This window comes from Caldovatus aquaticus (assembly GCF_019458025.1).
Classification (GTDB): Bacteria; Pseudomonadota; Alphaproteobacteria; order Acetobacterales; family Acetobacteraceae; genus Caldovatus; species Caldovatus aquaticus.
The window spans coordinates 1-24,774 of record NZ_JAHZUY010000032.1; the positions used below are offsets into that span (position 1 = coordinate 1).

The following is a 24,774-nucleotide window of genomic DNA, read 5'->3' on the forward strand; positions in this document are numbered from 1 at the left end:
AACCTGTGGGCACGCCCGAAAGAGTGGCGTGCGGTTGCCACCCGCTATGAAAAGACCGCCCGTTCCTTTCTCGGCGTCCTCTGCCTCGCCGCTACAGCCGATTGGCTCAAGCTCTAACAGGCCCTAGAGCCGATCGCGCACGGCCGGGAGCCCGGCGGGCCGGGGTCACGGCGGGGCGTGACGCGAAAGGGCCGGGCCGCGCGAACGGCCCGGCCGGTCCTCGTCCCGCGACGGCGGGCGCCGACGCCGGCGGCCGGTTCTCAGCCGGCGGGACGTGCGCGCCGGCCGCCGGCCGTCGTGCGCACGGCCCGGCCCGGCGCGGGCTCCGCCGGCGCCGGCCCGAACGCCGCGGCGGCGCGCTCGGCGAGCCGGGCGCGGATCGCGGCCAGCGCCGGGCCTTCCTCGCGCAGCAGCGGGAAGCAGGCGGCCTCCTCGTAGCGGCGCTCGTCGCGGCCGGCGGCGAAGTCCGGGAACAGGGCGGCCAGCGCGCCCTCGCCGAACATGTGCCGGTTGCCGGCGTCGAAATAGGACTCCGCGGGCGCGCCTTCGGCCATCAGCAGGCCGTGCTCCGGGAGCTCGACGTGGTACCAGGTGACCGCCTGCCACCAGGGCTCGCGCACGATGCTGACGCCGTTGACCAGGAGCGCCGCGGGCACGAGGCGGCCGTCCACGAAGAGGGCGTGCTCGGGCGAGACGCGCAGGTCGCGGAACGGCACGTTCTCGCCCAGCGCCCCGGCGCGGACCAGGATCGGCTCCGCCGCCGCGCGGTTCGGGTGGAGGGCGAGGTTGACGCGCCGCCTGCCGACCCAGACCACGGGCTGCAGCACCGGGCCCCTGCCGTGGGCGGTGACGACGAGATCGCCGATGCGGAGGTCCTCCACCGCGACCTCGCCGCGCGCGGTCATGATGCGCGTGCCTTCGAGATAGCAGGGGGCGCCGCCGGTGGTGGAAACGGTCTCGATCCCGCTCAGCCAGACGTGGTGGCCGTTGCCGTCGCTGTACAGGGTGTAGGTGGTGCCGCCCACCGCGCCGGTGACCGTCGTTGCGGTCCAGCTGCCGCTGTCGGGCAGCACCACCGTGTCGTGGCCCGTGCCACCGTCAATATAGTCGTTGTAGCCGGCATAGATCAGATCGTTGCCGGGACCGCCGAGGATGGTGTCGGCGGCGCCATTGTCGCCGCCGTTGGCGACGAGGCCGCTGACGCTATCGTAGCTGCCCCCGCCGTAGATCGTGTCGCCGCCCGAGCCGCCGCTGATGGAATCGGCACCCTGACCGCCGATAAGAATGTCACTGCCCGACAGGCCGGTGATCACGTCATCGCCGCCGGCGCCGTAGATCGTGACCTGGGATCCCGAGCCGCCGCCAGGCGGCGCCGCCAGGGTGTCGTTGTTGTCGCCACCGATGATGGTGCTTCCAGACATGAGGGGGCCTCCGGATCAGGGCCGGGCCGCGGACAGGGGGAGCGGACCGGCGGGGGATGGGTCAGCTAGGGCGAGGAAAGAACGGGCGCGGCTGGTAGGCACCGGCACCAGGGGGGGCGCTCGAGTTGCAGCCCGCCGGGGGAAGGCGTGCCAGCCGCGCGGCTGGCGGTAAGCCGCCGGCGCCGCCGCTGAACCGCCGCGATCGCCGCCCGACGACGGCCAGCCGCGCCGCGATCCCGCCCGCTGCCGTGCGCGGCAGGCGCGTGCGTGCCCGGCGGCCGCCGCCGCGCGCCGGCCCGCGCCCACCCCCGTGGCGGGCGCCGCCCCGGCGGAGTCCACGGCAGCCGGAGCAGCCCTCGTGCGCCCGGTCGCCGGCAACGCGAGGCCGGGCACGGCCGCCGCGCCCCGGCGCACCGCACCGAGCGGGAGATCGAACGGCGTGACCCGGACGGTGCCGCCGCGCCGCAGCTTCCGCACCAGCCGGAGGGCGCGGCGCATGCCGGAGGATCCGCCGGGCCCCGGAGCCCAGCGCACCGCGGCACCGGCCGCGCCGTGCCCCCGAAGCGCGGCCACGGCGGAGCGAGCCGCTGCGTCCTTCGTTTCCGGAATGGGTTGCACGTCGGCCACGGGCCGTGCCCCGCCTCGATTTGTAAACCAATGTTTAAGAAATGGGTCAAGACGAGAAAAAGTCAACAAGAAATGACCGCATCCACCGCGAAACGTCGCGTTTCGCGCTACCTATCGAAAGATAGGGATGCGATGGAAAGAAAAATCGGACGGTCGGGCGCCCGCAGCCGGTCGCTAGCCCGCTCAAACGAGAGGGAACACACCTACGGAAGGACAGACCTCGCGCCGGCCCGGAACGCCGCCGCCGAGCGAGCGATCATTTCGGACGCGCCGCACCCCCCGCCCCGGCCGGCGAACGCGCCGGGCGCAGGGACGCCGCGCCAGCCCGCGCCGCCGCAGCCGCCGCGCCGGCCCCGTCCGGAGCAGCGGCGCGGAGGCGGCAGCCACCCGCAACCGCTGCAGCGCGGGCGTCGCCGCGCATGAACGGGGCTCGCCCGGAACGAGATTCCGCCCAATCACCTGCCAGCCGGATCGGCCGGCGCGGCGCGCGGGATCAGGCCGGCCGGTCGCCCTTCTCCACCCGCAGCGTGCGCGAATCGGCGGCAGGCAGCATCCGCGCCGGGTCGCGGGTGACGATCAGGTCGATCACCGTCGGCGTGTCGGTGTTGGCAAGCCCCGCGCGCAGCGCGTCCGCCACGCGGTCGGGATCCTCCACGCGGATGCCGGCGCAGCCCATGGCGCGGGCGATCGCCGCGTAGTCCATCTCGACGAGGTCGGAGGACTGGTAGCTCCCGGCGCCGTACATCGCGTGCTGCAGCGCCTTCACGTAGCCGGAGGCGGCGTTGTTCACCACCAGGATCACCGGCGCCGTCCCGGCGCGCCGCGCCGTCTCGAGCTCGCCGAGCGTCATGTTGAACCCGCCGTCGCCGGTCAGCGCCACGACGCGGCGGCGCGCGCCGACCGCGAGCTGCGCCCCGATCGCTCCCGGCAGCCCGTAGCCGATGGCGGCGAGGCCGCGGTCGGCCACGTAGTGCCGTCCGGCCCGCTTCGTCTCGTAGAGCAGGGCGGTCCAGTGCCCGGCGAAGCCGCCGTCGCCGACCAGGACGGAGTCCTCCGGCATCAGCCGGTTCAGCTCCGCGATCACGCGGCCGAGGCCGATCGGCCGCTCGGCGCTCTCGAGGCGCTCCCGCGCGCCCTCGCGCCAGGCCGCCATGCGCGGCGCCACCTGCGCCGCCCACCCGGCGCGGTCGTGCCGCGTGCCCCTCGCCGCCTCCGCGATGTCCTCGAGCCCCGCCGCGCAGTCGCCCCACAGCGCGACGTCGCAGCGCGCGGTCCGCCCGATCTCCTCCGCCACGATGTCGAGCTGGATGACCGGCACCTCCGGCGGCAGGAGCTGGTAGCGCCTGGTCGCGATCTCGCCCAGCTTGCAGCCGACGACGAGCAGCAGGTCGGCCTCGGCGATCAGGTCGTTGGCGATGCGCGCGTAGCGGCCGAACAGGCCGGCGTTCAGCGGATGCGTGCAGGCAATCGCGCCCTTGCCGCTCATGGTGTGGGCGAGCGGGATGGCCTGCTCCTCCACCAGCCGCTGGCACGCGGCGTAGGCCTGGGAGAGATGCACGCCGCCGCCCGCCAGCAGCAGCGGGCGCCTCGCGCGCGCGAGCAGCGCCGCCGCGCGCTCCACGTCCCGCGCGTCGGGGCGCGCGCGCATCGCCGGGATGCGCGTGAGGCGCTCGGGGAGGTCGAATTCCTCGGGCCCGAACGTGTGCTCGCCGTGCGCCACGTCCTCCGGCACCTCCAGCACCACCGGTCCCGGCCGGCCGGCGGTGGCGACCGAGAGGGCGCGCCGCACCAGCTCCGGCACGCGGCGGATGCTCTCGATCCGGATCAGCTCCTTCGCCGCGGGGCGCAGGATCTCGGCCTGGCGCGCCTCCTGCGTCATGTTCCTGCCGGCGTGGTCGCGGTGCGCCCCGCCGATGATCGCGAGCAGGGGCGTGCCGGCGTTCAGCGCCTCGACCAGCGCGGTGGCGAGGTTGGTGGCGCCGGGGCCGAGGGTGGCGTCGCACACGCCCGGGCGGTTGGCGATGCGCGCCCAGGCGTCGGCGGCGAAGCAGCCGGTGCGCTCGTCGTTGACGAGGAAGTGCGTCAGGCCGAGCGCGCGCACCGCCTCGTAGAAGGGCAGGAGCTGGAAGCCGCCCATGCCGAACATCGGGCCGAGGCGCGCCGCGGCGAGGCTGCGCGCCAGGGCCTCGCCCCCCGTCATGCGCGCCGGCGCGGCGTTGGGACGCGTCTCCATCCTCCCCTCCCCCGCCTCAGTATCCCTCGCGGGTGAGGTCGAGCAGGGGGAAGGCGCTCAGCACATGCGGCGGATTGGTCGGCTGCGCCGGATGGAGGAAGGAGGGATCGAGCTGCGCCAGGCTGGTGACGCCGAGCAGGCCCATCACCTCGATCATCTCGGCCTCCAGGATCTCCAGCATGCGCTGCACGCCCTCGGCCCCGGCGGCGGCCAGCGCGTAGCAGTAGAGCCGCCCCACCGCCACCATGTCGGCGCCGAGCGCGATCGCCTTCACCACGTCGCTGCCGCGGCAGAAGCCGCCGTCGATGAAGACCTGCGCCCGGCCGGCGACCGCCTTCACCACCTCGGGCAGCACCTCGATCGCGCCGCGCCCGTGGTCGAGCTGCCGGCCGCCGTGGTTGGAGACATAGACGCCCTCGACGCCGTGCTCGCAGGCGAGCGCCGCATCCTCGGCGGTGGCGATGCCCTTGAGGATCAGCTTCACCGAGGGGTGCCGGTCCCTGAAGCGGCGCACGTCGTCCCAGTTGAGGCGCGCCTGCCAGTCCATGCCGGAGGCGCGGGCGCGCCAGGGCTTGACGAAGCGCTTGGCGATGTCGCGCTCGCGGCGGCTGTAGATCGCCGTGTCCACGGTGAGGCAGAAGGCGTCGTAGCCGGCGTCCACGGCGCGGCGGACGTGCTCGTCCACGAAGGAGGCATCGCCGCGCACGTAGAGCTGGAAGATCTTCGGCCCCGGCGCCGCGGCCGCCGCCGCCTCGAGCCCCGGATGCGTCACCGAGCTGACGATGATCGGCACGCCGAAGGCCGAGGCGCCCTTCCCGGCCGTCGCCGCGCCGCCCGGCTCGAAGGATTCGAGCGAGCCGACCGGCGCGAGCGCGACCGGCAGCCGGATCCTGCGCCCGAAGAAGCGGCCGCCCGGGTCCACCTGCGAGACGTCGCGCAGCACGCGCGGGCGGAAGGCGATCGAGTCGAGCGCCAGGCGGTTGCGCCGCAGCGTCGTCTCGGTCTCGGTGCCGCCGACGAGGTAGTCCCAGATGTTGGGATTGAGCTTCAGACGCGCGGCCTTGACGAACTCGTGCAGGGTGAGGAACTGGCCTTCGGTCTCGCTCAGCATCGCGTTCGGTTCCTTCGCGGGATCGGCGGGAGGATGCCCCAGGACGGCGCGCCTGCCGAGGGCCTAGGCGGCGAGCACCCGCTCGAGCGGCACGCCGCGGCAGTCCATCTCGAACTCGAGCCCTGCCACCGGCGGGCGGCAGAACTGCCAGGTGAGGCCGTGCCGCGCCGCGCCGCGGGCGACGATCTCCTCCGCGAGGAAGGGATGCAGGTCGTGCACCGTGTAGGCCTGCACGCCGGTCGTCGCTCCCCAGCCGGCGCCGAGCGCGGCCATGCGGCGCTCCATCTCGCCGAGCACCCAGCGCGCCTTGGCCCTCAGCCCCTCCGGCGAGACGTCGCCGGGGGCGACGACGTGGTCGCGGTAGGTGGCGTGCCCCTCCTCCGCCTCGCCGCTGCCGGCGACGACGAAGGAGGGCGCCGCCTGCGGGTCCGGCACGGTGTAGCAGAAGGCGTGGAAGGCGGGCGCCGCGGGCGGCGCGAGCTCCGGGCAGACGTTGCTGCGCGCGACCGGGTTGCGGCCGGCCTCGTCGAGCACGCCCCATTCCGCGAGGACGGCGGCGTAGGCGCGGTTGAAGGCGGCGAAGCCCTCCTCGGTGAAGGGCGCGGGCGAGCGCAGCTCGCAGGCGCAGAAGGCGGCGCACGGGCGGCCCGCGGCGTCGAGCAGGGCGGCGATGCGGCGCCAGCCCTCGGCGAGCGGCACCGGCTCGGCGAAGCGCACGCGCTCGATGCGGAAGCCGGGCAGCGCGGCGACGCCGGCGGAGTACTGGAACACGGCGGGGAGGAAGCGGTAGCCGGCGGCGGGGCGGTCGAGGGTGGCATGGGGCATGGCCGGCAGGCGCCTCCCGCGCGCTTCGGTCGGGTCGGAACGGGGGCGCAGTCAAGCGGAGCGCGGCGCGCGCGGCAATGGCCCGCCGCCGGAGGCGGGGCTTGATCGGCCGGCGCGGCCGTGCCACCGCAGGACTCGCCGCATGAGCCCGCGCCCCTCCCCGCTGCCGCGCCCCGCCGGCCGCCCCGCCGCGGCGGCGCCGGCCATCGTCGCGAAGGGCTGAGCCATGGCCGAGGAGGACGACGACACGGACGACCTGCCGGGCCTTCCCCCCGGCACGCCCTTCTACATGACCCCCGAGGGCCACGCCCGGCTCGTCGAGGAGCTGCGCCGGCTGTGGACCGAGGAGCGCCCGAAGGTGGTCGAGACCGTCGCCTGGGCCGCCTCGCTCGGCGACCGCTCCGAGAACGCCGACTACCAGTACGGCAAGCGCCGCCTGCGCGAGATCGACCGGCGCGTGCGCTTCCTGCGCAAGCGGCTGGAGCGGGCGCAGGTGGTGGACCCCGCGGCGCAGACGAAGCGCGACCAGGTGTTCTTCGGCGCCACCGTCACCTATGCGCGCGCCGACGACAGCGAGGTCACCGTGACCATCGTCGGCGTGGACGAGGCGGATACGGCGCGCGGCCGGATCTCCTTCCTCTCGCCCGTCGCGCGCGCGCTGCTCGGCAGGCGCGTCGGCGACCTCGCGCGGGTGCGCACGCCGCAGGGGGTGGAGGAGATCGAGGTGCTGGCGATCCGCTACGGCTGAGCGCGGCGCGCGCTCAGCCCGGGAACACCTCGAGCAGCCCGGCCGCGCCCATGCCGCCGCCGACGCACATCGTCACCACCGCGCGCTTCGCGCCGCGCCGGCGGCCCTCGATCAGCGCGTGGCCGACCAGGCGCGCCGCCGACATGCCGTAGGGGTGGCCGATCGCGATCGCGCCGCCGTTGACGTTCAGCCGCTCGTTCGGGATGCCGAGTGCGTCGCGGCAGTACACCACCTGCACCGCGAAGGCCTCGTTCAGCTCCCACAGGTCTATGTCGTCCATCGTCAGCCGGTTGCGGCGCAGGAGTTCCGGCACCGCGCGCACCGGGCCGATCCCCATCTCGTCCGGCTCCACCCCGGCGACGGCGAGGCTGACGAAGGCGCCGAGCGGGCGGAGGCCGCGCCGCTCCGCCTCGCGCTCGCTCATCACCACGCAGGCGGAGGCGCCGTCCGAGAGCTGCGAGGCGTTGCCCGCGGTGACCGTGCCGCCCTCCCGCACCGGCTTCAGCGCGGCGAGGCCCTCGAGCGTCGTCCCCGGGCGGTTGCCCTCGTCGCGCGTCAGCGTGACCGGCTTCTCGGCCAGGGCGCCCGTCTCCTTGTCCTGCACCAGCATCGTCGCCGGCAGCGGCACGATCTCGTCGTCGAAGCGCCCGGCCTGCTGCGCCGCGGCGGTGCGGAGCTGGCTCTGCAAGGCGTACTCGTCCTGCGCCTCGCGCGGGATGCCGTAGCGCCGCGCCACCACCTCGGCGGTGTCGAGCATCGCCATGTACACGTCGGGCCGGTGCTGCTCGATCCAGGGATCGCGCGCGCGGTGGCGGTTGCGGTGCTCGGTCTGCACCAGGCTGATGCTCTCGACCCCGCCGGCGACCGCGACCTTCACTCCCTCGTGCATCACCTGCCAGGCGGCGACCGCGATCGCCTGCATGCCGGAGGCGCATTGCCGGTCCACGCTGGTGCCCGGCACCGAGGCCGGCAGGCCGGCGCGCATCAGGGCGACGCGGCCGATGTTGTAGCCCTGGCTGCCCTCCTGCATGGCGCAGCCGAGGACGACGTCCGCCACCTCCTCCGGCGCCACGCCGGCGCGCTCGATGGCGGCGCGGATGACGTGCGCGGCGAGGGTGGGGGCGGGGGTGTTGTTGAACGCCCCGCGATAGGCCCGGCCGATCGGCGTGCGGGCGGTGGAGACGATCACGGCGCGGTCCATCGGCAGGCTCCTCCGGCGTGGGTCCGGCCCGATCCTGCGCGTCCGCCGGTCCCGCCGCAACCGGCCTGCCGCCCCGCCCGAGCGGCGCCGCACGGCGGCGCCGGCGCCGGCCGCGTGCGGGCTGTCGGTCCGGTCGCCGGCCGTGTAGCCTCTCCGCCACCGGCGCCGCCCCGCCGCGGATGCCGATGCGGAGGAGTAACGATCTTGCAGCAGCAGGACGAAGCGCACTACGTCCAGCACGCCGCCGAGGGCGACATCCACATCCTGCGCCTCGCCAACCCGCCGGTGAACACGCTTCGCGCCGCCCTGCGCGCGGAGCTGGTCGCCGGCCTGAACGCGGCGCGCGAGGCCGGCGCGAAGGCGGTGGTGATCGTCGGCACCGGGCGCATGTTCAGCGCCGGCGCCGAGATGACCGAGTTCGGCAAGCCGCGCGTGCCGCCCGGCCTGCACGACATCGCCGAGGAGATCGCGCGCTTCCCGGGGCCCGTCGTCGCCGGCATCCACGGCGGCGCCTACGGCGGCGGGCTCGAGCTCGCCCTCGCCTGCCACGCGCGGGTGGCGGCCAAGGGGACGAAGCTTGCCCTGCCGGAGGTGAAGCGCGGCATCCTGCCGGGCGGCGGCGGCACCCAGCGGATGCCGCGCCTGATCGGACCGATCCCCGCCCTCCGCATGATCGTCTCCGGCGAACCGGTGACGGCGGAGGAGGCGCTGAAGCTCGGCTTCGTGGACGAGGTCGCGGAGGGCGACATCGAGGCCGCGGCGGTCGCCTTCGCGCGCCGCGCGCTCGCCGAGGGGCACCGCTTCGTGCTGGCCAGGGACCGCACCGACAAGACCGCGGGCGCCGACCTCGCCGCCTTCGACGCGGAGGTGGAGGCGCTGCTCAGGCGCAGCCGCGGCATGCTGGCCCCGGTCAACTGCGCCAAGAGCGTCCGCGCCGCGCTGACCGAGCCCTTCGACCAGGGCCTCCAGACCGAGCGCGCGCTGTTCAACGAGCTGGTGAACAGCGAGCAGTCGCTGGCGCTGCGCCACATCTTCTTCGCCGAGCGCGAGGCGCAGAAGGTCCCCGGCGTGCCGCCCGGCACGCCGACCGTGAAGGTGGCGAAGGCCGCGGTGATCGGCGCCGGCACCATGGGCGGCGGCATCGCCATGTGCTTCGCCGCCGCCGGCATCCCGGTGACCGTCGTCGAGGCGGACGCGGAGGCGCTGCAGAAGGGCATCGAGCGCTGCGCGGCCAACTGGCGCCGCAGCCGCAACGCCCCGCCGGAGGAGGAGATCCGGCGCCGCCTGTCGCTGATGACCGGCACCACCGACATGGCGGCGGTCGGCGACGCCGACCTGGTGATCGAGGCGGTGTTCGAGGACATCGGCGTGAAGGAGAAGGTGTTCGCCGAGCTCGACCGCCACGCGCGGCCGGGCGCGATCCTCGCCTCCAACACCTCCACCCTCGACATCGACCGCATCGCCCGCGCGACGAGGCGGCCGCGCGACGTGCTGGGGATGCACTTCTTCAGCCCGGCCAACATCATGCGCCTCCTCGAGATCGTGCGCGGCCGGGAGACCTCGCCCGAGGCGATCGCCACCGCGATGGAGGTCGGCAAGGCGATCGGCAAGGTGCCGGTCGTGGTCGGCAATTGCGACGGCTTCGTCGGCAACCGCATGACCGGCAAGCGCGGACCGCAGATCGAGAAGCTGCTGGCCGAGGGCTGCCTGCCGCAGGACATCGACCGCGTGATGGAATCCTACGGCATGGCGATGGGCCCGCTCGCGACCGGGGACCTCGCCGGGCTCGACATCGGCGCCGCGGTGCGGCGCGCGCGCGGCACGGTGGCGCCGATCGCCGACGCCCTGGTCGCCGCCGGCCGCTACGGGCAGAAGACCGGCAAGGGCTGGTACCGCTACGACGAGAACCGCAGGCGCCACCCCGACCCGGAGGTGGAGCGGATCATCCTCGAGACCTCGCAGCGCCTCGGCATCACCCGGCGCAGGATCTCCGACGAGGAGATCCTCGACCGCCTGCTGCTGCCGATGGTGAACGAGGGCGCGCGCATCCTCGAGGAGGGCATCGCGACCCGCGCCTCCGACATCGACGTGGTGTTCGTCCACGGCTTCGGCTGGCCGGCCTGGCGCGGCGGCCCGATGTTCTGGGCCGACCGGGTCGGCCTCAAGGAGGTGCGCGACCGCCTCGCGCGCTACGCCGCGGCGACCAACGATCCCAACCTGCAGCCGGCGCCGCTGATCGAGCGGCTCGCGGCGGAGGGCGGCAGCTTCGCCGGCCTCGACCGCGCCAGGTCCCCGGCCGCGGCGGCGGGTTGAACCGAGGAGACGCAGGTCATGGAACTCCGCTTCACCGAGGAAGAGCGCGCCTTCCGCCAGGAGGTGCGCGACTTCATCGACCGCAACCTCCCCGCCGCGACGCGCGAGCGCATGGAATCGGGCCGCACGCCGACCAAGGAGATGGTCGTGCAGTGGCAGCGCACGCTCAACGCCAAGGGCTGGGCGGTGCCGCACTGGCCCGTCGAGTGGGGCGGCACCGGCTGGTCGCCGATCAAGCGCTTCATCCTGCAGGAGGAGATCCAGCAGACCCCGGCGCCGCTGCCGCTCGCCTTCAACGTCAGCATGTGCGGCCCGGTGATCATCGCCTTCGGCACCGAGGCGCAGAAGAAGCGCTTCCTGCCGCGCATGGCGAACCTCGACGACTGGTGGTGCCAGGGCTTCTCCGAGCCCGGCGCCGGCTCCGACCTCGCCAGCCTCAAGACGCGCGCGGTGCGCCAGGGCGACCACTACGTCGTCAACGGCCAGAAGACCTGGACCACGCTCGCGCAATACGCCGACTGGATCTTCCTCCTCGTCCGCACCGACCCGAACGCGGCGAAGCCGCAGGAGGGCATCTCCTTCCTGCTGGTGGACATGAAGTCGCCGGGCATCACCGTGCGCCCGATCATCACCATAGATGGCGCGCACGAGGTGAACGAGGTGTTCTTCGACGACGTGAAGGTGCCGGTCGAGAACCTGGTCGGCACCGAGAACCGCGGCTGGGACTGCGCCAAATTCCTGCTCTCCAACGAGCGCACCGGCCAGGCGCGCGTCGGCGCCTCGAAGGAGCGCATCCGGCGGCTGAAGCTGATCGCGAGCCAGGCGCCGGGCGGCGGGAGGCCGATCATCGAGGATCCGCGCTTCCGCGAACGGCTCACCGAGGTCGAGGTCCAGCTCAAGGCGCTCGAGATCACGACGCTGCGCGTGCTCGCGACCGAGCAGAAGAACCTCGGGCAGCGCAAGCCCAACCCGGCCTCCTCGATCCTCAAGATCCGCGGCACGGAGCTGCAGCAGGCGATCAGCGAGCTCTACGTCCTCGCCGCCGGCCCGTACGGCCTCGCCGGCGCGCACCCCGACTCCGACCGCCGCAACGAGCCCGAGCTGGTCCCGGAGTGGGCCGCGCTCGCGCAGCCGGTGTACTTCAACTGGCGCAAGCAGAGCATCTACGGCGGATCGAACGAGATCCAGAAGAACATCATGGCCAAGGCCTTCCTGGGGCTCTGACGCAGATGGATTTCGACCTCACCGAGGAGCAGCGGCTCCTCCAGGACAGCGTCGCGCGGCTGCTCGGCGACCGCTACCGGTTCGAGCAGCGCAATGCGTACATGGCCACGCCGGAGGGCTGGTCGCGCGAGATGTGGGCGGCCTACGCCGAGCTCGGCCTGCTCGCGCTGCCCTTCGCGGAGGCGGAGGGCGGCCACGGCGGCGGCGCCGAGGAGACGATGATCGTCGCCGAGCAGATGGGCCGGGCGCTGACGCTCGAGCCCTGGCTGCCGACCGTCGTGCTCGGCGGCGGCTTCCTGCGCCACGGCGCCCCGGCGGAGCTGCGCGGCGCGCTGGTGCCGCGGATCGCGGCGGGCGAGATGCTGCTCGCCTTCGCGCACACCGAGGCGCAGTCGCGCTACGACCTGCACGACGTGGCGACGACCGCGCGGCGCGACGGCGCGGGCTGGGTGCTGGACGGGCGCAAGATGGTCGTGCTGCACGGCGATTCCGCGCACCGCCTGGTGGTCACGGCGCGCACCGCCGGCGGCCGGCGCGACCGGAAGGGCATCGGCGTGTTCCTGGTGGACGCCGCGGCGCCGGGCGTCTCGCGCCGCGGCTTCACGGCGGTGGACGGGCACCGGGCGGCAGAGGTGACGCTCGAGCGCGTGCGCGTCGGGCCGGAGGCGGTGCTCGGCGACCCGGAGGACGGGCTGCCGCTGGTGGACCGCGTGGTGGACGAGGCGATCGCCGCGCTCGCCGCCGAGGCGGTCGGGGCGATGGAGGCGGTGCACCAGCTCACCGTCGAATACCTCAAGACGCGCCGCCAGTTCGGCCGCCCGATCGGCTCGTTCCAGGCGCTGCAGCACCGCGCCGCGGAGATGATGGTGGCGCTCGAGGAGGCGCGCAGCATGGCCATGCTCGGCGCCATGATGGCCGAGGAGGAGGACGCGGCGGAGCGCCGCCGGCAGATGCACGCGGTGAAGCTGCAGATCGGCCGCTCGGCGAAGTTCGTCGGGCAGCAGGCGATCCAGCTCCATGGCGGCATCGCGATGACGATGGAGTACGCCGCCGGCCACTACTTCAAGCGGCTGACGGCGATCGACACGACGTTCGGCGACGCCGAGCACCACCTGAACGCGCTCGCCGAACAGGGCGGCCTGACCGGCGCGGCGGCGGCCTGAGGCGCGGGGGGCGGGCGCGCGCCCGCCCCGCGGCTCAGCGCAGCGCGGCGTTGATGCGCGCGAGCGCCGCCGAGCCGGGGCAGAGCTCCGCGTCGCCGAGGCGGTTCAGCGGCACCTCCACCGTGCCCAGCTTGGCGTGCAGGTCGGTCGGGTCGGGATCCACGTAGAGCAGGCCGGTGACGATCTCGCCCGCCGCCTTGCGCTCCTGCAGGTAGTTCATCGCCGCCACCCGGTCGGTCGGGTCGTAGTCCGGCGCGATCTTGCGCAGCCGCAGCACCGATCCGTCGTGCTGCGTCACCTCGATCACCGAGCCCGGTTCGTACTCCGCCGTGATCGGCTGGCGGCCGAGGATGACGTCGAGCCGGTTCACCGCCTCGTTGTGCTCGCGCACGAAGTCGTAGCTCTTGGTCGAGCCCTCGTGGTTGTTGAAGGCGACGCAGGGGCTGATGCAGTCGATGAACGCCGCCCCCCGGTGCAGCAGCGCCGCCTTGATGAGGGGGACGAGCTGCGCCTTGTCGCCGGAGAAGCCGCGCGCGACGAAGGTGGCGCCGAGCTGCATGGCGAGCGCCACCAGGTCGATCGCCTCGTCGGTGTTGACCGCGCCCTTCTTCGCCTTCGAGCCCTTGTCGGAGGTCGCCGAGAACTGCCCTTTGGTCAGCCCGTACACGCCGTTGTTCTCGACGATGTAGGTCATGTTCACGCCGCGGCGCATGATGTGCGCGAACTGGCCGAGCCCGATCGAGGCCGAATCGCCGTCGCCCGAGATGCCGAGGTAGATCAGGTCGCGGTTGGCGAGGTTCGCCCCCGTCAGCACCGAGGGCATGCGCCCGTGCACGGAGTTGAAGCCGTGGCTCGCGCCGAGGAAGTAGTCCGGCGTCTTGGAGGAGCAGCCGATGCCGGAGAGCTTCGCCACCCGGTGCGGCTCGATCGAGAGCTCCCAGCAGGCCTGGATGATCGCGGCGCTGATCGAATCGTGCCCGCAGCCGGCGCAGAGCGTGCTGATCGCCCCCTCGTAGTCGCGCCGCGTGTAGCCGAGCGCGTTCTTCGGCAGCGTCGGGTGGTGCAGCCTGGGCTTGGGCAGATAGCTCATGGCACGGCCTTGCGCAGCGGCACGACGTTCAGCGCCGACGCCTTGTCGGCGATCGCCGCGCGGATGAAGCGCGCGGTGATCGGCGTGCCGTCGTAGTGGAGGATGGGGACCAGGCGGGCGGGATCCACGCAGCCCTCGATCGTCAGCAGCGTGCGGAGCTGCGCGTCGCGGTTCTGCTCGACCACGAAGACGCGGTCGTGGCGGGCGATGAAGTCCATCACCTCGTCATGGAAGGGGAAGGCGCGCACCCGGAGCGCGTCGAGGTGGACGCCGTCCCGCTCCAGCGCCGCGAGCGCCTCGCGCATCGGCGCGCTGGTCGAGCCGTAGTAGATCACCCCGTCGCGCGTCGGCTGCGCCGCGCGGCGCTCGACCGGGCGGGGGACGTAGGCCTTCGCCGTCTCGAACTTGCGCAGCAGGCGCTGCATGTTGTCCACGTAGGCGGGACCGTGCTCGGTGTAGCGGGCGAAGCGGTCGCGCGAGGTGCCGCGGGTGAAGAACGAGCCCTTGCTCGGGTGCGTGCCCGGATAGGTGCGGTAGGGGATGCCGTCGCCGTCCACGTCGAGGTAGCGGCCGAAGGTCCTGCCGGCCTCGAGCTCTTCGGCGGTCATCACCTTGCCGCGGTCCATGCGGCGCGCGTCGTCCCAGCGGAAGGGCTCGCACAGCCAGTCGTTCATGCCGATGTCGAGGTCGAGCATGACGAATACCGGCGTCTGGAAGCGGTCCGCCAGGTCGAAGGCGTCCGCGCCCATGGCGAAGCACTCGTGCGGGTCCTCGGGGAAGAGGAGGATGTGCTTGGTGTCGCCGTGGCTGGCGTAGGCGCAGGCGAGGACGTCGGCCTGCTGCGTGCGCGTCGGCATCCCCGTCGAGGGACCGGCGCGCTGCACGTCGAAGATCACCGCCGGGATCTCGGCGAAGTAGGCGAGGCCCACGAACTCCTGCATCAGCGAGATGCCGGGTCCGGAGGTCGCGGTGAAGGCGCGCGCGCCGTTCCACGCCGCGCCGACCACGACGCCGATCGCGGCCAGCTCGTCCTCCGCCTGCACGATCGCGTAGCGCTTCCTTCCCGTCTCGGGATCGTGGCGCAGGCGCCGGCAGTACCTCTCGAACGCCTCGGCGAGCGAGGTGGAGGGCGTGATCGGGTACCAGGCGCAGACCGTGGCGCCGCCGTAAAGCGCGCCGAGCGCCGCGGCCGTGTTGCCGTCCACGAAGATGCGCTCGCCCACCGCGTCGAGGCGGCTCAGCCTGAGCCCGATCGGGCATTCCAGGTTCTTGAGGGCCCAGTCGCGGCCCATGTGGAAGGCGTCTCGGTTCGGCTGCGCCAGCCGCTCCTTGCCCTTGAACTGCTCGCCGAGCAGGGCCTCCACCACCGCAGGCTCGATCTGCAGCAGCGCGGAGAGCGCGCCGACGTACATTATGTTCTTCATCAGCTGCCGCTGGCGCGCGTCCGTGTAGGCCGCGTTGCACATCTCGGTCAGCGGCACGCCGATGACGTTGACGTCGTCGCGGAACTTCGACTTCGGCAGCGGCTTGGTGGAATCGTAGAGCAGGTAGCCGCCCGGCTCGATCTCGGCGACGTCGCGGTCCCAGGTCTGCGGGTTCATCGCCACCATCAGGTCCACGCCGCCGCGCCGCCCGAGATGCCCCTCCCCGCTCACCCGCACCTCGAACCAGGTCGGCAGGCCCTGGATGTTGGAGGGGAAGATGTTGCGCGAGGCGATCGGGATGCCCATGCGCAGGATGGACTTCGCGAACAGCGTGTTGGCGCTGGCCGAGCCGGATCCGTTGACGTTGGCGAACTTGACGACGAAGTCGTTGGTCGCGGTCAGAGCGCGCATGCGTGCTGCCTCGCCTTGGGCCTAGCGGTCTCGAGGAAGAACTTCTGCATGTCCCACGCCCCCGTCGGGCAGCGCTCGGCGCACATGCCGCAGTGCAGGCAGACGTCCTCGTCCTTGACCATGACCCTGCCCGTCTTGAGCCCGTCGGCGACGTAGAGCGGCTGGTCCGGGTTGATCGCCGGCGCCTTGAGCCGCCGGCGCAGCTCCTCCTCCTCGCCGTTCTCGGTGAAGTTGAGGCAGTCCACCGGGCAGATGTCCACGCAGGCGTCGCACTCGATGCAGAGCGAGGCGGTGAACACCGTCTGCACGTCGCAGTTGAGGCAGCGCTGCGCCTCCTTGTACGCCAGCTCCCGGTCGTAGCCGAGCTCCACCTCCGCCGTAATGTCGCGCAGCGACTGCGACAGGTCGCGGTGCGGCACCTTGTAGCGCAGGTCGAGCGAAACGTCGTTGTCGTACGACCACTCGTGGATGCCCATCTTCGTGCTGGTCATCCGCACCTCGGGCGGCGGGCGGGCGCGCACGTCCTCGCCGCGGCAGAAGAGGTCGATCGAGACGGCGGCCTCGTGCCCGTGCGCCACCGCCCAGATGATGTTCTTCGGCCCGAAGGCGGCGTCGCCGCCGAAGAAGACGTTGGGGAGCGTGGACTGCAGCGTCACCGGGTCGAGCCGCGGCAGGCCCCAGCGGTCGAACTCCAGCCCGAGGTCGCGCTCGATCCAGGGGAAGGCGTTCTCCTGGCCGATCGCGACCAGGATGTCGTCGCACTCCATCGCCACGTCCGGCTCGCCGGTCGGCACCAGGCTGCGGCGGCCCTTCGCGTCGTACTCGGCCCGGACCTTCTCGAACACGATGCCCGTCAGGCGCCCGCCCTCGTGCAGCACCTCCTTCGGCACCAGCCAGTTGAGGATCGGGATGCCCTCGCGCAGCGCGTCCTCCTTCTCCCACGGCGAGGCCTTCATCTCCTCGAAGCCGGAGCGGACGACGACCTTCACGTCCTCGCCCCCGAGGCGGCGCGCCGAGCGGCAGCAGTCCATCGCCGTGTTGCCGCCGCCGAGGACGATCACGCGCCGGCCGATGCTCCGCGTGTGGCCGAAGGAGACGCTGGCGAGCCAGTCTATGCCGATGTGGATGTTCGCCGCCGCCTCCTTGCGGCCCGGCACGTCGAGGTCGCGCCCGCGCGGCGCGCCGGTGCCGACGAAGACCGCGTCGTAGCCCTCCGCCAGCACCGCCTTCAGGCTCTCGACGCGGCGGTTCATGTGCAGCACCACGCCGCCGCGCCCGGTGATGTAGCCGCACTCCTCGTCGATGATCTCCTCCGGCAGGCGGAAGCGCGGGATCTGGGTGCGGATGAAGCCGCCGGGCTTCGCCTGGTCGTCGAAGACGTGGATCTCGTAGCCGAGCGGGGCGAGGTCGCGCGCCACCGTCAGCGAGGCCGGCCCGGCGCCGATGCAGGCGATGCGCTTGCCGTTCTTCTCCTTCGGGATCGGCGGCAGGAGCGCCGCGATGTCCTCCTTGTTGTCGGCGGCGACGCGCTTGAGGCGGCAGATCGCCACCGGCTCGTGCTCGACGCGGCCGCGCCGGCAGGCAGGCTCGCAGGGACGGTCGCAGGTGCGGCCGAGGATCCCCGGGAACACGTTGGAGCGCCAGTTGATCATGTAGGCGTCGGTGTAGCGCCCCGCCGCGATCAGCCGGATGTACTCCGGCACCGGCGTGTGCGCCGGACACGCCCACTGGCAGTCCACGACCTTGTGGAAGTAGTCCGGATTCCGGATGTCGGTCGGCTTCAAGCGACTCCCTCCGCGATCGGCAGCGGGACGGATCCAGCCCCGGCGGTTGTGCTCAGCGTTCCTGCAGGCGGCAGCCGGTGCGGACCGTGCCGGAGCGGATCCGCGCATCGCAAACCGGCATGCCACACCCGGCCATCGCCGCCCGCGGCGGTGCCGCTGCGCGCCCGGCGCCTTCGCCTGGGCTGGAACGGAATTCCATGGGCTTTCCCTGCCTGTCCGCGACCCGGCACTCTGCCCCAAGGGCGCCCCCTCCGCAACCGGCCCACCCCGCCGCCTCTTCGCACGTGCAACATGGCGCATCGCCGTCCGGCGCCCCGCGGTCGCGTCGCCACGCCCCTCCGGCACGGCGTGGCGCGGCCGCCGCGGCGATGCACGCCGCGGGCCGAGCCTCGGCGACCTGCCTCTGGAGAGCCGCGGCCCCGCCCGGGACGCGCGCGGGAGCGCCGACGCTGCCGCCGCAACGCGCGCGACGTCGGATCGCTCCGCCGCGCCGCGCATTCCGGCGATGGTCATGACGCTCCTGCGGTCCGCATGGTCTTCGCCCGCGCGGTCACCATCCCGTGCGTCCGCGCGCCGAGCGCGCCCGCGGGCCAGGTCGCGCGCGGGCGTGCGATCGCAGGCCACGCCCGCGCCGGAGGCGGCGCCCGGCCGGCCCGCAGGTGCCGCGCCACCGGGCCGGGTCTGCCGCCGACGGGGCCGCACCCGTGAGCGATGCCGCGCATGCGCCCGCGCCTCCCGCGGCGGCGGGGCCGGCATCGGCCCGTGACAGGGCCGCGTCGCGCCGATAGCGTCCCTTGCCGGAGCGACGGCCGGGGGCCCGAGGCGCTCGCCGCCCGCGCGGAGCGAGGGCCGGGACGGACGGACGTGCTCCCGCACGCCCATGCGTCCTGGCCGAGGGGGAATTCATGATCGCACGACGCCGTGCGCCCGGCGCAGGGGTGGCGACCGGTTGCGCGAGCGCCGCCGCCCGCCGCCGCAGCGCGCGCCCCGGCCGGCCGTGACGGGAAGCCCCGCCGGCGGCGGAAGCGCACCGCGCAGGAGGAGAGCAGCAGCGCCATGATCCCCGGCTTCCGTATCCGCGCCGCCGTCGCGCAGCGCGTCCCGCCCAAGCTCTGCGCCCGCGCCGCGCGGCTGCCGGCCGCGAACATCGGCGACGTCGCGAACCGCATGCAGACCATGCGCGGCGGCTTCCGCGCCTTCGGCGGCCGGCGCGCGGTCGCCGGCCCCGCCTTCACCGTGCGCGTGCGCGCCGGCGACAATCTCCTGCTGCATCGCGCCCTCGATCTCGCCGCGCCGGGCGACGTGATCGTCTGCGACGGCGCCGGCGAGCTCGGCATCGCCCTGGCCGGCGAGCTGATGCTGGGCCACGCCGCGCGGCGCGGCATCGCCGCGGTGGTCATCGACGGCGCGGTGCGCGACGTCGCCGCGCTGGCCGCGCTCGATCTCGGCATCTGGGCGCGCGGCGCGACCCCGGCCGGCCCCTACAAGGACGGGCCGGGCGAGATCGGCTACCCGATCGCCTGCGGCGGCCTGGTCGTCATGCCCGGCGATCTCGTCGCCGCCGACGAGGACGGCGTGGTCGTCATCCCGCGCGAGGACGCCGAGGCCGTGATCGCCGCCGCCGAGGCGCACAACGCCAGGGAAATCAAGGCCCAGGCCGCCATCGAGGCCGGCACCTGGGACCGCGCCTGGGTGGAGCAGACTCTCGCCGCCAGGAATTGCCCGGTCCGCTGAGGGAGCAGACGGCGATGGACGCCCTGGTCGAGCGCCTGCACGCGATCTGCGACGCGCAGCCCTTCCGCACGAGCTGGTACCTCAAGGACCTCGCCACCGGCCGGGAGGCCGACCGCGACGGCGACGTGCCGGTGCCCTCGGCCAGCGTGCGCAAGACCTCGATCATGATGGCCGCGCTCAGGGCCGTGCACGAGGGCCGGCTCCGCCTCGACGAGCCCTGCACGATCGAGGCGCGGCTGCAGAAGGACGTGATGTCCGGCACCTACCGCTACATGACGCCGGGCTGCGTCATCCCGCTGCGCGACGCGATCGTCAACATGATCATCACCAGCGACAACGTCTGCACGCAGATCGTGCTGGAGCGGCTGGACACCGAGGCGCTCAACGCCTGGTGCCGCGGCATCGGCATGGCGCACACGCGCCACGGCCCGAAGATCCCGCCCCTCGGCCTCGCCTACGACCACCCGGTCGAGCAGACCGCCTTCACCACGCCGCGCGACCAGGGGCTGCTGCTCGACCTCATCCTGCGCGGCGCGCAGGGGGACGCCGCGGCGGCGGCGGAGCGGCTCGGCTGCAGCGAGGCGCTCTGCCGGCTCGGGCTCGACATCCTCACCTGGCAGCAGCACCGGACCATGATCCCCGCGCTGCTGCCCTACGCGACGAAGGTCGCCAACAAGACGGGCCGCGGCCGGCGCGGGCGGATGGACGCCGGCATCGTCTTCCGCGGCGAGCGGCCGGCCTACCTCCTCGCCGCCTTCACCGACTTCGTGCCGGAGACGATGCCGGACGGCCTGCCGGGCCACGCCGCGGCCTTCGCCACCATCGCGCGGCTCTCGCGCGCCTGCTGGGAGGCGATCGGCGCCTGAGCGCGCCGGCGCCGCGGCGGGCGGGATCGCCTACCGCCCGCCGAGCCCGTCCCAGAACTCCTTCACCCGGGCGAAGAAGCCCTCGCTCTCGGGGCTCGAGCGCTCGTTCTTCGCCGCCTCGGCCTCGAACTCCTCGAGCAGCTCGCGCTGGCGCCTGGTGAGGTTCTGCGGCGTCTCGACCGCCACCTCGACATACATGTCGCCGCGCGCCGCGCTGCGCAGCACGGAGAAGCCCTTGCCGCGCAGGCGGAACTTCTCGCCGCTCTGGGTGCCGGGCGGGATCGTCAGCCGCGCCCGGCCGCCGTCGATGGTCGGCACCTCGATCGGCCCGCCGAGCGCCGCCTGGGTCATGCGCAGCGGCACGCGGATGAAGATGTTGGCGCCCTCGCGCTGGAAGATCGGGTGCGGGCGCACCGCGACGTCCACGTAGAGGTCGCCGGGCGGCGCGCCCCGCACCCCGGCCTCGCCCTCGCCGGCGAGGCGGATGCGCGTGCCGTCCTCGACCCCGGCCGGGACGGTGATGGCGAGGGTGCGCTCGCGCTGCACCCGGCCGAGGCCGCCGCAGGTCTTGCAGGGGTTCTTGATGACCCGGCCCTGGCCGCCGCAGGCGGGGCAGGTGCGCTCGATCAGGAAGAAGCCCTGCTGGGCGCGGATCTTGCCCGCGCCGTGGCAGGTGGCGCAGCTCTGCACCGCGGCGCTGCCGCCCTCCGCCCCCGTGCCCTTGCACGCCTCGCAGGCGACCAGGGTCGGCACCCGGATGGTCTTCTTCGTCCCGGCGAAGGCCTCCTCGAGCGAGATCTCCACCTGCTGGCGCAGGTCGGCGCCGCGCCCGGCGGCGCGGCCGCCCGGCCCGCGGCCGGTGAAGCGGCCGAACATCTCCTCGAAGATGTCCTCGAAGCTGCCGCCGAAGGGGCTGGCGCCGCCGAACCCGCCGCCGCCGAAGCCGCCGGCGCCACTGGCCAGGCTGGGATCGAAGGCGGCGTGGCCGTAGCGGTCGTAGGCCGCGCGCTTCTCGGGATCCTTGAGGACGTCGTAGGCCTCGTTGATCTCCTTGAACCGCGCCTCCGCCTGCTTGTCGCCCTGGTTGCGGTCGGGGTGGTACTTCAGGGCGAGCTTGCGGTAGGCCTTCTTCAGGTCCTCCTCGCTCGCGTCGCGGCCGACGCCCAGAACCTCGTAGTAGTCCCTCTTGGCCATGCGGCGGTCTGTTCCTTGAGCCGCGCCGCAACAGGGCGGCGCCCGGCCCCTCGCGAGGCCGGGCGCCGGTCACCAGTCGCGGGGCACGGCGCTCCCCTATGTTACGCCGACTTCTTCTTCTTCGGGTCCACTTCCTCGAACTCGGCGTCCACCACCTTCTCGCCCTGGGCGCCGCCCCCCGCCTGGGCGCCGCCGGCGCCGGCGTCACCGCCGCCGGGCTGGGCCTGCTGCGCCTTGTAGAGCGCCTCGCCCATGCGCATCGCCGCCTGGCTCAGCCGCTCGGCGGCGCGGCGGATGGCGTCGGTGTCCTGGCCCTCCATCGCCTTGCGGGCGTCGGCGATGGCGGACTCGACCTCGGCCTTCTCGGCGGCGGGGATCTTCTCCGCGCTCTCCTTCAGCGTCCGCTCGGTCGAGTGCACCAGCGCGTCGAGCTGGTTGCGCGCCTCCACCGCCTCGCGCCGCTTGCGGTCCTCGGCGGCGTGCGCCTCGGCCTCCTTCACCATCCGCTCGATGTCGGCCTCGGTCAGGCCGGACTTGGCCTGGATGCGGATCTGCTGCTCCTTGCCGGTGGCCTTGTCCTTGGCCGAGACGCTGACGATGCCGTTCGCGTCGATGTCGAAGGTGACCTCGATCTGCGGCACGCCGCGCGGGGCGGGCGGGATGCCGACCAGGTCGAACTGGCCGAGCAGCTTGTTGTCCGCCGCCATCTCGCGCTCGCCCTGGTACACCTTGATGGTGACCGCGGTCTGGTTGTCCTCGGCGGTCGAGAAGATCTGGCTCTTCTTGGTCGGGATCGTGGTGTTGCGCTCGATCAGCCGGGTGAACACGCCGCCCAGCGTCTCGATGCCGAGCGAGAGCGGCGTCACGTCCAGCAGTAGGACGTCCTTCACCTCGCCCTTCAGCACCGCGCCCTGGATGGCGGCGCCGATCGCCACCACCTCGTCCGGGTTGACGTTGCGCGCCGGCTCCCTGCCGAAGAACTGCTTCACCGTCTCGATGATCTTCGGCATGCGGGTCATGCCGCCGACCAGGATCACCTCGTCCACCTCGTTGGCGGCGAGGCCGGCATCCTTCAGCGCCTGGCGGCAGGGGCCGAGCGTCTTCTGGATCAGGTCCTCCACCAGCGACTCGAGCTTCGCCCGCGTCAGCCGCATCACCAGGTGCTTCGGCCCGGTGGCGTCGGCGGTGATGAAGGGCAGGTTGATCTCGGTCTCCTTGGCCGAGGAGAGCTCGATCTTGGCGCGCTCCGCCGCCTCCTTCAGGCGCTGCAGCGCGAGGCGGTCGTTGCGCAGGTCGATGCCCTGCTCGCGCTTGAACTCGTCCGCGAGGTAGTCGATGACGCGCTGGTCGAAGTCCTCGCCGCCGAGGAAGGTGTCGCCGTTGGTGGACTTCACCTCGAACACGCCGTCGCCGATCTCGAGGATCGAGATGTCGAAGGTGCCGCCGCCGAGGTCGTAGACCGCGATGGTGCCGGACTGCTTCTTGTCGAGCCCGTAGGCGAGCGCGGCCGCGGTCGGCTCGTTGATGATGCGCAGCACCTCGAGCCCGGCGATCTGGCCCGCCTCCTTGGTGGCCTGGCGCTGGGCGTCGTTGAAGTATGCGGGGACGGTGATGACGGCCTGGGTGACCTTCTCGCCGAGATAGGCCTCGGCCGTCTCCTTCATCTTCATCAGCACGTAGGCGCTGATCTGCTGCGGCGCGTAGCGCTTGCCCTCGACCTCGACCCAGGCGTCGCCGTTGTCGGCGCGCACGATCTTGTAGGGGACGAGGCCGATGTCCTTCTGGACCATCGGGTCGTCGTAGCGGCGCCCGATCAGGCGCTTGACGGCGTAGAGGGTGTTCTGCGGGTTGGTCACCGCCTGGCGCTTCGCGGCCTGGCCCACCAGGATCTCGCCCGTCTTGGTGAAGGCGACCATGCTGGGCGTGGTCCGCATGCCCTCGGCGTTCTCGATCACCCGGACTTCCTTGCCCTCCATGACGGCGACGCAGGAGTTCGTGGTGCCGAGATCGATGCCGATGACTTTGCTCATCCGTAATGCTCCTTCCTGGCAGGCGGGGACGGCCCAGGATGGCGCCGCACCCGCCCCCGTCCTGCGACGGATGGGGTGGGGTGTTGCGGCCCGTCCCGGCCGGGACAGGCCGTGTCGGATGGCGATGTATTGAGCGCAGGGGGGCAGGACAAGGGGTGGCGGTCCTCGCCGCCAGGACCGAGGGCCTTTTCCCCCCGGTCTTTGGCAGCGGACGAGGCCGGCGCGCCGGACGCTCCGCCCGGAGCGAACGCGCCGGCTCGTCCTGCGCCGCTTCGATGCCGGCGTCCCCCCGTTCCCGCGTTTCTGCGTCCAGGTGTCGGCGTCGCCGACGGCGCGTCGCGCGCATCCCGCACCAGGCCGGTGCCCCGGCCTGCCGTGCGGAAGACCGTCACGTCCCGGACCGCGGAGCCCGGCGGGGCTCGGCCGGGAGGACCGCGATGCCGGGCCTGGCGGTGCCGAGGTCCGCGCCGGACACCCGCCCGAAGGTCCGTCGCCGGCGCGCATCGCGGCGGCGCCGCTCCCCTCGCCGGTCGCGGCGATCAGCGGCCGCGCGCCCTAGCGCCGTTTCCGCCCGGCGGTGCTTGCGGCAGCGGCTCCGGCTCGGTGCCTGGCGAGCGGAGTCACGCTCCCGGCTGTTCCCGGCCGTCCGCGATCCGCTCTAGCGCGTCTCGGCAGCCCGTTCGCCGCCGCCCGCCACCACCACCATGGCAGGCTTCAGCAGCCGCCCGTTCAGCATCCAGGCAGGCGTCCAGGCCCGCAGCACCGTCCCCGGCGCGACACCCGGCGGCGCCGGCTCCTCGGCCATGGCCTGGTGCAGTTCCGGGTCGAACGGCTTCCCTTCCGCCTCGACCCGCACGACGCCGTTGCGCTCGAGGACGGAGAGGAAGGCCCGCTCCACCCCTTCGAAGCCGCCGCGCATCTTGGTCAGCAGCTCGGGCTCGCCCTCCGCCGGAGGCGGCAGCGCCTCGAGGCCGCGGCGCAGGTTCTCCACGGCCTCCACCACGTCGCGGGCGAACTTCTGGATGGCGTAGTTGCGCGCGTCCTCGATCTCGCGCCGCATGCGGGCCCGCAGGTTCTGCAGCTCCGCTTCGGCGCGCAGCCAGCGGTCCTTCAGCGCCGCGTTCTCGGCCTCCAGCGCCGCGATCCGATCGGCCGGGCCGGCCGCCTCCGCGGCGGCCGCGCCGTCGGCCTCCTGCGTTGCCCGCGCCCCGTCCGGCGCGGCGTCGCCCGGCGGCGCCTCCCCCGGGCGGTCCGGCGCGCGCGAGGTCATCGCCGTCGCCTCAGCCTTCTCGGGAACACCGGGCGGGGTCTCGGTCTGGTCGTTGTTGTTCATGGGCCATGTTCAGGGATGAGGGAGGGGGCAGCCGCGGAGCGG

Annotated in this window: 18 protein-coding genes; 7 read left to right on the plus strand and 11 right to left on the minus strand. The window is 73.4% G+C overall.

The features are described from left to right. A partial coding sequence (locus K1J50_RS11725) for a transposase (RefSeq protein WP_369413499.1) occupies positions 1-117 on the plus strand: 117 nt, incomplete at its 5' end. 143 nt (positions 118-260) lie between these two features. Here K1J50_RS11725 and K1J50_RS11730 read toward each other — a convergent pair. From K1J50_RS11730 to cnbZ, 4 genes are all read right to left on the minus strand, one after another. Next, on the minus strand, positions 261-1,421 hold the full coding sequence (locus K1J50_RS11730; RefSeq protein WP_220117902.1) for a Hint domain-containing protein: 1,161 nt from the start codon (positions 1,419-1,421) through the stop codon (positions 261-263). 1,120 nt (positions 1,422-2,541) lie between these two features. Then, positions 2,542-4,281 (minus strand): thiamine pyrophosphate-binding protein, encoded by a 1,740-nt coding sequence (locus tag K1J50_RS11735; protein WP_220117903.1) that lies wholly within the window; start codon positions 4,279-4,281, stop codon positions 2,542-2,544. 16 nt (positions 4,282-4,297) lie between these two features. After that, positions 4,298-5,392: an alpha-hydroxy acid oxidase gene (locus K1J50_RS11740; RefSeq protein WP_220117904.1), complete on the minus strand. Its 1,095-nt coding sequence runs from the start codon at positions 5,390-5,392 to the stop codon at positions 4,298-4,300. A gap of 63 nt (positions 5,393-5,455) precedes the next feature. Next, the gene (gene cnbZ, locus K1J50_RS11745; RefSeq protein WP_220117905.1) at positions 5,456-6,217 is read right to left on the minus strand and encodes a 2-amino-5-chloromuconate deaminase CnbZ; all 762 of its coding nucleotides are present in this window, start codon (positions 6,215-6,217) and stop codon (positions 5,456-5,458) included. 226 nt (positions 6,218-6,443) lie between these two features. Here cnbZ and greB point away from each other — a divergent pair, with 226 nt between their 5' ends. Beyond that, positions 6,444-6,965 carry a transcription elongation factor GreB gene (gene greB, locus K1J50_RS11750; protein WP_220117906.1) on the plus strand — a complete coding sequence of 174 codons (522 nt, stop codon included), beginning with the start codon at positions 6,444-6,446 and terminating at the stop codon, positions 6,963-6,965. A 13-nt stretch (positions 6,966-6,978) separates the two neighbouring features. On the opposite strand, the gene K1J50_RS11755 is transcribed toward greB, so the two are convergent. Continuing rightward, on the minus strand, positions 6,979-8,166 hold the full coding sequence (locus K1J50_RS11755; protein ID WP_220117907.1) for an acetyl-CoA C-acyltransferase: 1,188 nt from the start codon (positions 8,164-8,166) through the stop codon (positions 6,979-6,981). A gap of 204 nt (positions 8,167-8,370) precedes the next feature. Here K1J50_RS11755 and K1J50_RS11760 point away from each other — a divergent pair, with 204 nt between their 5' ends. Genes K1J50_RS11760 through K1J50_RS11770 form a run of 3 tightly spaced genes read left to right on the plus strand, consistent with a single transcriptional unit; the run spans position 8,371 to position 12,866 of the window. Continuing rightward, entirely contained in the window at positions 8,371-10,479 is a 2,109-nt protein-coding gene (locus tag K1J50_RS11760; protein WP_220117908.1) for a 3-hydroxyacyl-CoA dehydrogenase NAD-binding domain-containing protein, read from the plus strand. An 18-nt stretch (positions 10,480-10,497) separates the two neighbouring features. Next, positions 10,498-11,703 carry an acyl-CoA dehydrogenase family protein gene (locus tag K1J50_RS11765; protein WP_220117909.1) on the plus strand — a complete coding sequence of 402 codons (1,206 nt, stop codon included), beginning with the start codon at positions 10,498-10,500 and terminating at the stop codon, positions 11,701-11,703. A gap of 5 nt (positions 11,704-11,708) precedes the next feature. Next, positions 11,709-12,866: an acyl-CoA dehydrogenase family protein gene (locus K1J50_RS11770; protein WP_220117910.1), complete on the plus strand. Its 1,158-nt coding sequence runs from the start codon at positions 11,709-11,711 to the stop codon at positions 12,864-12,866. A 34-nt stretch (positions 12,867-12,900) separates the two neighbouring features. Here the strand turns inward: K1J50_RS11770 and K1J50_RS11775 are convergent, their stop codons facing one another. The 3 genes from K1J50_RS11775 to K1J50_RS11785 are packed head-to-tail and all read right to left on the minus strand — an operon-like array spanning position 12,901 to position 17,575. Then, a complete protein-coding gene (locus tag K1J50_RS11775; protein ID WP_220117911.1) occupies positions 12,901-13,956 on the minus strand; it encodes a 2-oxoacid:ferredoxin oxidoreductase subunit beta in 1,056 nt (351 codons plus the stop codon). Next, complete coding sequence (locus K1J50_RS11780) at positions 13,953-15,791, minus strand: 2-oxoacid:acceptor oxidoreductase subunit alpha (RefSeq protein ID WP_220117912.1); 1,839 nt, start codon at positions 15,789-15,791, stop codon at positions 13,953-13,955. Before K1J50_RS11780 ends, K1J50_RS11775 begins: the two co-directional genes overlap by 4 nt. Further along, positions 15,779-17,575, minus strand: coding sequence for an FAD-dependent oxidoreductase (locus K1J50_RS11785; RefSeq protein WP_220117913.1), 1,797 nt, complete (start codon positions 17,573-17,575; stop codon positions 15,779-15,781). The genes K1J50_RS11780 and K1J50_RS11785 overlap by 13 nt, the downstream gene beginning before the upstream one ends. Before the next feature lie 1,056 nt (positions 17,576-18,631). Between K1J50_RS11785 and K1J50_RS11790 the strand changes: the two genes are divergently transcribed. Together K1J50_RS11790 and K1J50_RS11795 are read left to right on the plus strand one after the other, a co-directional pair. Further along, complete coding sequence (locus tag K1J50_RS11790) at positions 18,632-19,309, plus strand: RraA family protein (RefSeq protein ID WP_220117914.1); 678 nt, start codon at positions 18,632-18,634, stop codon at positions 19,307-19,309. A gap of 14 nt (positions 19,310-19,323) precedes the next feature. Next, complete coding sequence (locus K1J50_RS11795; protein ID WP_220117915.1) at positions 19,324-20,175, plus strand: serine hydrolase; 852 nt, start codon at positions 19,324-19,326, stop codon at positions 20,173-20,175. A gap of 30 nt (positions 20,176-20,205) precedes the next feature. On the opposite strand, the gene dnaJ is transcribed toward K1J50_RS11795, so the two are convergent. The 3 genes from dnaJ to K1J50_RS11810 all read right to left on the minus strand — a co-directional run bounded on the left by dnaJ (position 20,206) and on the right by K1J50_RS11810 (position 24,669). Beyond that, positions 20,206-21,369: a molecular chaperone DnaJ gene (dnaJ, locus tag K1J50_RS11800; RefSeq protein WP_220117916.1), complete on the minus strand. Its 1,164-nt coding sequence runs from the start codon at positions 21,367-21,369 to the stop codon at positions 20,206-20,208. Positions 21,370-21,470: 101 nt separating this feature from the next. Further along, positions 21,471-23,399, minus strand: a complete 1,929-nt coding sequence (gene dnaK, locus K1J50_RS11805; protein WP_220117917.1) for a molecular chaperone DnaK — start codon at positions 23,397-23,399, stop codon at positions 21,471-21,473. A 658-nt stretch (positions 23,400-24,057) separates the two neighbouring features. After that, positions 24,058-24,669 carry a nucleotide exchange factor GrpE gene (locus K1J50_RS11810; RefSeq protein ID WP_220117932.1) on the minus strand — a complete coding sequence of 204 codons (612 nt, stop codon included), beginning with the start codon at positions 24,667-24,669 and terminating at the stop codon, positions 24,058-24,060. Between the last annotated feature and the right edge of the window lie 105 nt (positions 24,670-24,774).